Below are 7,732 nucleotides of genomic sequence, written 5' to 3' on the forward strand. Positions count from 1 at the left end.
CTCCGTGGCGTGACCCTCGCCCCAGTACCGAAGCCTCATCCTGATCGCCGCCGCGGCTCTCACCGCGGCGGCGATCGCCATAGGTGCCCGGCTCCGATCCACATCACCTCGGCAACGGCAGCGGACAAGGGGCCGGGATCATTCGGCAGGCACTGGGCCTGCGCGTTTACTTGCGTCGGGATCTGAACCACATTAAGCATATAATTCTCTTTAATTATCGATTCGACCTCCAGACACAAACACAATGCAACAAGAATGTGCACACTTGTGCCATTTTGCGTCCTTTATAGTTCCACCCGAGTCATCACAGATGATCTCTGCACCCCGCCACGTCATGAAGCGGGGTCATCACCAAGGACGCGGAGGTCCCGTGTTTGGTCTTCGGGCTCGTCTGGTCAGACGCCCCTCTGGAAATCACACCGGTAATTCCGGAAAAAGCTCATGGTGGTCCCGCAAGCGGGCCGCCACCATCGCCCTTACCGCACTCGCCTCGTTCTCCCTCCCCGCCGCGCCGGCAAACGCCGCCCCGTCGGACTTCCTCTACGTGGCGAACCACGACGACAACAACGTCTCGGTGATCGATACATCCACCGACACCGTCGTCGGAACTCCCATCACTGTGGGCGCCGGCCCCATCGCGATCGCCATGCTCCCGAACGGCACCAAGGCCTATGTGAGCAATGAACTCAGCAACAACGTGTCGGTGATCGACACCGCCGACAGGACCGTCACCGCCACCATCGGCGTCGGCGTTCACCCCCGCGGCATCGCCGTCACGCCTGACGGCACGAAGGCCTACGTCGCCGACAACGGTTCCAACGAGGTCTCGGTGATCGACACTGCCACCGACACCGTGTCCGGCACGATCAGTGTCGCCGGGGGGCCGCTGGCCGTGGCGATCTCCCCCGACGGAGACACCGCCTACGTCGTCGACGTCGGCGCCAACAACGTATCGGTGATCAACACCGCCACCGACACCGTGAGCACCACCATCAGCGTGGGCAACACTCCCTCCGACGTGGTGTTCACGCCCAACGGAGCCAAGGCGTACGTCACGAACTTCGGCGCAGGAACCGTTTCGGTGATCGACACCGCCACCAACACCGTGACCGGCTCTCCCATCACGGTGGGCACCTCGCCGAACGGTCTGGACATCCTGCCCAACGGTTCGAAGGTCTACGTCGCCAACGCCGCTTCCAACAGCGTGTCCGTGATCAACACCAGCACGGACACCGTCTCCACCACCATCACCACCAACATCGGCGCCAACCCCCAGGACACCGTGGCGACGGAGAACGGCCAGAAGGTCTACGTGCCCAACCACGACGACAACAACGTGTCGGTGATCGACACCGCGACGGACACCGCCAGTCCCACCCAGGTGTCTGTCGGAACCGGTCCCGGAGGAGCCGCCGCCTCCCCGAGCCAGGGTGACACGGTGGTCACGTTCCAGGTCAGCCCCACCGACGGCCTGACCATCACCGTCCCGGACACCGCCACGCTCAGTACCGTCACCCCCGGCGGCACCGCCACCGGACAACTCGGCAACGTCACCGTCAACGACCAGCGCTCCCTTGCCGACGCCACCTGGAACTCCACCGCCAGCCTCAGCCAGGACTTCACCACCTCCGGAGGCTCGCCCATCTCCGGCGGCGCCGTGACGTACACACCCGGCGCCCCCGTCGCCCAGACCAACGGACCCTTCACCGCCGGAACCCCCGGAACCCTCGCCGGCGCCCGCACCGCCTACAGCAAAACCAGCGGCTCCGGCGACAACAGCGTCACCTGGAACCCCACCCTCGACGTCGCCGTCCCGGCCGCCGCCGTCGCCGGCATCTACACCGGCACCATCACCCACTCCGTGGCCTAGACATCCAGCCACACACGCCGGTCCATGCCAAGGCCGCCGCCGCGAACGCCGCGACGGCGGCCTTGCTCTGCACAACAGCCGAGCGGCGCATCACAAGATGAAGATCCACAGCATCTGGCACATCGTCACTTCGGGCCGTCTGTCGACGGCATGCGGGCGCCGATCCGGCGCACTGTCGTCCTGGCCGGAGTCCGCGTCGCCCTGGGGTGCGCAGTGGTCGCAGCCGCTCCGGTCCACGCCGAGGGGTCTCGAGACAGAGACAGAGACGACTACAGCGGCAGCGAGGGGTACAGGGACGGCGGGTACAGAACAGGGGCGACACATACGTCGTCTTCGAAGGACCCACCGACGGGCTCACCGGTCTCGCTTCCCTCCAGGGTCACCCGGTCCTGCACGGTTCCCGGCGGCACCGCCTGGGGTCGGCTCGGTGAAGTGGATTTCCACGCAATTCCGTCTTTATAGTTCCTCCTAGTCGTCACAGATGATCTCTACGCCGCGGCGCCGACCCAGGTCATCACCGAGGACACGAAGGTCCCGTGCTCGATCCCCGGGCTCGTCAGCTCAGACGGCCCACTCAACATCACGGAAATGGGGTGGTGACCCATTCTGCGGCGTAACCAACCACGCGCGGTGCGCACCCGGACCGCCGCCGCGATGATCGCGGTGGCGGCTTTCCTGGGCGCCTCCTCCGATATCCCCGCCGTGGCCATCCCCGCCATGCCCGCGCTCGACTCCGGGCCGGGCCGGTTCGGCGTCCGACTGGTCGACGTACCCGTGGCCCGGCGCAACGACCCCCGCGCGCGCATCTATGTCGTGGACCATCTCAAGCCGGGCATGACCATCAAGCGCAGGATCGAGGTCTCCAACAAGTCTCAGTCCCCCCTTCGTATCGACCTCTACGCCGCCTCGGCCCTCATCAAGGACGGCAGGTTCCTGTTCGGCCCCGCGCGTACGCCCAACGAACTGACCCGGTGGATCCGGGTGAAGCCCGGCAGCGTGAAGCTGTCGGCCCGCACGAAGTCCATGGTCGACGTGGCGCTCACTGTGCCGCGCACCGCGCAGTTCGGAGAGCGCTACGCGGTCGTGTGGGCCGAGAACAAGGCCCTGCCGGACAAGCGGCACAACGTCGGCAGCATCAACCGCGTCGGTGTGCGCGTCTACCTGGACGTCGGGCCGGGCGGCGACCCGCTGGCCGACTTCGTCATCCAGAAGATGACGGGAGCCCGGGACAAGCAGGGCCGTCCGAGCGTCACCGCCGTCGTACACAACCTCGGCAGACGCGCCATCGACGTGATGTCCGGGCAGCTCACCCTGACAGGCGGCCCCGGCGGCGTCAGCACGGGCCCCTTCCGGATCCCTCCCGGCATCACCCTCGCCGGGTACCAGACGGGCACCATCACCATTCCCCTCGAACCGCGTCTGCCCGACGGCCCCTGGAAGGCCCGGCTCGAACTGCGCAGCGGCCCGGCCCTGCGATCGGCCACGGCCACGGTGATGCTGTCCATGCCGAAGAAGTCCAAGTCGTACAAGCTCTGGTACCTCATCGGGGCGGCAGCGGCCCTCGTCCTCATCGCGCTCGTCACCACGGTGCTGCTGCTCCTGCGCAGACGCCGCAGAAAGCGCCAAGCACCTGACACTCCGAATGTGCGACATCCCGTGAGTTCTCCTGGGCCCCGCTGAGTCACCGACCCGTGGCCCTCGCGCCCAGGACCTGGCCAATCCCCTGTACAGGGACATGGGCCTGGAAGGGCCGGACGGGGCCGGCACCAAGCGGGCCATCCGCCACCACGTGGAGGACCGCAAGCGGAAGGTGATCCCGGCCAACGACTGGGACCACTACGGCCTCCAGGCCCTGACCCGGGGCCGGCGTGCGGGCCTGGAAAAGACGACGGCCCAGGCCCTCACGACCGTGCCGGAGACGGCGGACACCGCGGCGGGTCACGAGTAGAGGACGTCGCGGGCCTGCTCCGCGGCGCGGGCGAGGCTCTCGGAGACGAAGTCGACGAAGCGGGCGATGTTCTCGAGGCGGACGGCGGCCGGGGTGCCGGGGCCGAGGATGCCGACACCCTGCCGTGCGGTCTCGGCGAGTTGGGCGTTGGACCGGGCGGCGGCGATCATCGACTGGTAGAAGACGTCGTTGTCGACGACGTAGCGCTCGCGGCGGCGTTCGTCGCGTTCCCGGCGGATGAGGCCCTGGATTTCGAGGAACGCGATCGCTTTGGAGATGGACGCCGGGCTGACCTGGAGCCGCTGGACGAGTTCGGACGCGGTGAGGCTGCCGTCGTCGGTGGTGTAGAGGCAGGTCAGCACCCGGGACATCATTTTGGGCAGGCCCTGTTGCATGAGGAGGGTGGTGAACGCCTCCTCGTACTCGCGCACGGCGTCGGCGTCGCGTCCGTGGGCCTGCGCGGGGGTGTTCGGGCCCCGGGGCGTGGCCTGCCTGCGGCGGTGCGCGCGGCGTTCGGTGGCGCGGTGGGCGAGGTCGGCGCGATAGGCGGTGGGGCCGCCGTTGCGCATCACCTCGCGTGTGACGGTCGAGGTCGGGCGCTCGAGGCGTCTGGCGATCTCTGCGTAGGCGAGGCCGTCGGCCAGTCCCAGCGCAATCTGCTGGCGTTCCTGCTGGGTGAGCCTGCCTCCCGGCATCGCGGCCTCCTTCGTGGTGCGTGGCGTCCCCACTATAGCGTTCACTCTCCATTCATTGCAACGAGCACGGCAACGACTGTTGCATTAGATTCAAAGCCATTGCAACGTTTTCACCTCTTTGACCTGCATAAATGACAGTTCTGCGCAACGATATTGTTGCCTGATTCTTGAATGCAACGTAGCGTTTCCGTCATCAGAAACAACGAACCGAAGGAGCGCACGATGCAGAAGTTCGACACCCCCGCCCCGGTCTCCGCCGTCCTCGACATCCCCGCGGGGCGCATCCGGTTCATCGCCGCCGACCGGGCCGACACCACGGTCGAGGTCCTGCCCGCGGACGCCTCCAAGAGCCGCGACGTGAAGGCGGCGGAGCAGATCGAGGTCGGCTACGGCGACGGCGTCCTGCGGGTCGAGGCCCCGGCGGCGACGAACCGGATCCTCGGCAACTCCGGATCCGTCGAGGTGACCGTCCAACTGCCCGCCGACTCCCGCGTCGAGGCCAGGACCGCGAGCGCCGAGCTCCGCGGCGTCGGACGCCTCGGCGACGTCATCTTCGACGGCGCGTACCGCCGGATCAAGCTCGACGAGGCCGCGAGCGTCCGCCTCACCGCGGTCGACGGCGACGTCGAGGTCGGCCGACTGGGCGGGCCCGCGGAGATCAGCACCGCACGGGGCGACATCCGGATCGCCGAGGCCGTGCGCGGCACCGTCGTGCTCCGCACCCAGTCCGGCAACATCTCGGTCACCGCCGCCGCCGGCGTCTCGGCCGCCCTGGACGCCGGCACCGGCCACGGCCGCATCAGCAACGCCCTCAAGAACGACGGCACCGCCGAACTCGACATCCGCGCCACCACCTCCCACGGCGACATCACCGCCCGCAGCCTGTAAATCCGCAGCCAGTAAGAGGGGGCACTTCTCATGACCGACCTGGCCATCGCGGCGAACGGGTTGCGCAAGTCCTACGGCGACAAGGTCGTGCTCGACGGCGTCGACCTGGCCGTCGAATACGGAACGATCTTCTCCCTGCTCGGCCCGAACGGCGCAGGCAAGACCACCGCCGTCAAGATCCTCTCCACCCTCGTCTCCTGCGACCCCGCCAGTGGGCAGCTCCGCGTCGGCGGCCACGACCTCGCCGCCGACCCGCAGGCCGTGCGCGCCTCGATCGGCGTCACCGGGCAGTTCTCCGCCGTCGACGGCCTGATCACCGGAGAGGAGAACATGCTCCTCATGGCGGACCTGCACCACCTCTCCAAGCGCGAGGGACGGCAGGTCACCGCCGAGCTGCTGGAGCGCTTCGACCTCACCGAGGCCGCGAAGAAGCCCGCCTCCACCTACTCCGGCGGCATGAAGCGCCGCCTCGACATCGCCATGACCCTGGTCGGCAACCCGCGGATCATCTTCCTCGACGAGCCGACCACCGGCCTCGACCCGCGTTCCCGGCACAACATGTGGCAGATCATCCGCGAGCTCGTCACGGGCGGCGTCACCGTCTTCCTCACCACCCAGTATCTGGAGGAGGCCGACGAACTCGCCGACCGCATCGCCGTGCTCCACGACGGCAGGATCGCCGCCGAGGGCACCGCCGAGGAGCTGAAGCGGATCGTCCCCGGCGGGCACGTCCGGCTCCGCTTCACCGACCCGGCCGCGTACCGGAGAGCGGCCTCCGCCCTGCGCGAGGCCTCCCGCGCCGACGAGTCCCTCGCGCTGCGGGTCCCGAGCGACGGCAGCCAGCGTGAACTGCGCTCCGTCCTCGACCGGCTGGACTCGGCCGGCATCGAGGCCGACGAGCTGACCGTGCACACCCCCGACCTCGACGACGTCTTCTTCGCCCTGACCGGCGGCGGCGCCGGCATCCCCAACCAGCCCAAGGAGTCCGTCCGATGAGCGCCCCCCTGGCTCCCGCCCGCCCGACCCGGCTCTCCCTCGCCGTACGCGACTCCTCAACGATGCTGCGCCGCAACCTCCTGCACGCCCGGCGCTACCCGTCACTCACGCTGAACCTGCTGCTCACCCCGATCATGCTGTTGCTGCTCTTCGTCTACATCTTCGGCGACACCATGAGCGCGGGCATCGGCAGCGGCGGTCCGGACCGCGCCAAGTACATCGCCTACATCGTGCCGGGCCTGCTGCTGATGACCATCGGCAGCACCACGATCGGGACCGCGGTCTCTGTCTCCAACGACATGACCGAGGGCATCATCGCCCGCTTCCGCACGATGGCGATCCACCGTCCCTCGGTGCTCGTCGGGCACGTCGTCGGCAGCGTGCTGCAGTCGGTCATGAGCGTGGTCCTCGTGGGCGCCGTCGCGGTGGCCATCGGCTTCCGCTCCACCGGTGCCACCGTCCTGGAGTGGCTCGCGGCATTCGGACTGCTCGTACTGTTCGCCATGGCGCTCACCTGGATCGCGGTCGGCATGGGCCTGGTCAGCCCGACCGCCGAGGCCGCCAGCAACAACGCCATGCCCCTGATCCTGCTGCCGCTCCTGTCCAGCGCCTTCGTCCCCCTCCACTCGATGCCGGGCTGGTTCCAGCCGATCGCCGAGTACCAGCCGTTCACACCCGCCATCGAGACCCTGCGCGGCCTGCTGCTCGGCACCCGGATCGGCAACAACGGGTGGCTCGCGGTCGCCTGGTGCGTGGGCCTCGCGGTGCTCGGCTACTTCTGGTCGACCTCGAAGTTCAACGACGACCCGAAGTAACCGCCGTGACGACGCGGGCCACCTCCCGCAACCCGTCCCATCCGAGGGCGGCGTACACCGGCACTCCGTCGGCGTGCGCCGCCCTGTTCGTGTGCAAGGAGGACTTCATGCCGGTGCAAGGAAGACTTCATTCCAGCCGCTGATCCACTCGGTGATCTGCAGCCGCCCGTGCCCGAATGGCCGGCACAGTCACCGGAATCACGATCCAGGCGTCACCGTCCCGCTCGTGCTGGCTTCAACTCCAGTGCGTCCAGCGCACCTTGGGTGACCTCTTCGGTCGTACGGCACGGCCCGCTTCTCGACCGTGGACTTGCCCACACCCATCGGGCCGACCAGCACAACCGCGGGCACGGCGCTCACCGGATCGCCAGGTTGTCGAGGTACGAGCGGACGTTGCGGCGGGTCTCGGTCACCGAGTCACCGCCGAACTTCTCCGCCACCGCATCCGCGAGGACCAGGGCGACCATCGCCTCGGCGACAATGCCCGCGGCCGGCACCGCGGAGACGTCGGAGCGCTGGT

The 7,732-nt window shown here is 68.2% G+C and carries 7 protein-coding genes and 1 pseudogene; 6 read left to right on the forward strand and 2 right to left on the reverse strand.

Annotation, left to right across the window (positions count from 1 at the left end):
• The first annotated feature begins 544 nt into the window (after positions 1-544).
• From Q8A52_RS48525 to Q8A52_RS48535, 3 genes are all read left to right on the forward strand, one after another.
• Entirely contained in the window at positions 545-1,870 is a 1,326-nt protein-coding gene (locus tag Q8A52_RS48525) for a YncE family protein (RefSeq protein WP_316765098.1), read from the forward strand.
• A gap of 630 nt (positions 1,871-2,500) precedes the next feature.
• Entirely contained in the window at positions 2,501-3,550 is a 1,050-nt protein-coding gene (locus Q8A52_RS48530) for a peptidase (protein ID WP_316765099.1), read from the forward strand.
• Positions 3,551-3,605: 55 nt separating this feature from the next.
• The gene (locus Q8A52_RS48535; protein WP_316765100.1) at positions 3,606-3,818 is read left to right on the forward strand and encodes a hypothetical protein; all 213 of its coding nucleotides are present in this window, start codon (positions 3,606-3,608) and stop codon (positions 3,816-3,818) included.
• On the opposite strand, the gene Q8A52_RS48540 is transcribed toward Q8A52_RS48535, so the two are convergent.
• Positions 3,809-4,513, reverse strand: a complete 705-nt coding sequence (locus Q8A52_RS48540) for a helix-turn-helix domain-containing protein (protein WP_316765101.1) — start codon at positions 4,511-4,513, stop codon at positions 3,809-3,811. The genes Q8A52_RS48535 and Q8A52_RS48540 overlap by 10 nt on opposite strands.
• A 222-nt stretch (positions 4,514-4,735) precedes the next feature.
• Here Q8A52_RS48540 and Q8A52_RS48545 point away from each other — a divergent pair, with 222 nt between their 5' ends.
• The 3 genes from Q8A52_RS48545 to Q8A52_RS48555 are packed head-to-tail and all read left to right on the forward strand — an operon-like array spanning position 4,736 to position 7,212.
• Positions 4,736-5,401 (forward strand): DUF4097 family beta strand repeat-containing protein, encoded by a 666-nt coding sequence (locus Q8A52_RS48545; protein ID WP_316765102.1) that lies wholly within the window; start codon positions 4,736-4,738, stop codon positions 5,399-5,401.
• A 30-nt stretch (positions 5,402-5,431) separates the two neighbouring features.
• On the forward strand, positions 5,432-6,397 hold the full coding sequence (locus Q8A52_RS48550) for an ATP-binding cassette domain-containing protein (protein WP_316765103.1): 966 nt from the start codon (positions 5,432-5,434) through the stop codon (positions 6,395-6,397).
• The gene (locus Q8A52_RS48555; RefSeq protein WP_316765104.1) at positions 6,394-7,212 is read left to right on the forward strand and encodes an ABC transporter permease; all 819 of its coding nucleotides are present in this window, start codon (positions 6,394-6,396) and stop codon (positions 7,210-7,212) included. The genes Q8A52_RS48550 and Q8A52_RS48555 overlap by 4 nt, the downstream gene beginning before the upstream one ends.
• A 356-nt stretch (positions 7,213-7,568) precedes the next feature.
• Here Q8A52_RS48555 and Q8A52_RS48560 read toward each other — a convergent pair.
• A pseudogene (locus Q8A52_RS48560) lies at positions 7,569-7,732 on the reverse strand (chorismate synthase); the annotation flags it as partial.

Source organism: Streptomyces herbicida, assembly GCF_032656585.1.
Classification (GTDB): Bacteria; Actinomycetota; Actinomycetes; order Streptomycetales; family Streptomycetaceae; genus Streptomyces; species Streptomyces herbicida.

Bases quoted from the DNA above. Each gene is read 5' to 3' on its own strand.
- Q8A52_RS48535 (WP_316765100.1), top strand. From the start codon at position 3,606: ATGGGCCTGGAAGGGCCGGACGGGGCCGGCACCAAGCGGGCCATCCGC.
- Q8A52_RS48540 (WP_316765101.1), bottom strand. From the start codon at position 4,513: ATGCCGGGAGGCAGGCTCACCCAGCAGGAACGCCAGCAGATTGCGCTG.
- Q8A52_RS48545 (WP_316765102.1), top strand. From the start codon at position 4,736: ATGCAGAAGTTCGACACCCCCGCCCCGGTCTCCGCCGTCCTCGACATC.
- Q8A52_RS48550 (WP_316765103.1), top strand. From the start codon at position 5,432: ATGACCGACCTGGCCATCGCGGCGAACGGGTTGCGCAAGTCCTACGGC.
- Q8A52_RS48555 (WP_316765104.1), top strand. From the start codon at position 6,394: ATGAGCGCCCCCCTGGCTCCCGCCCGCCCGACCCGGCTCTCCCTCGCC.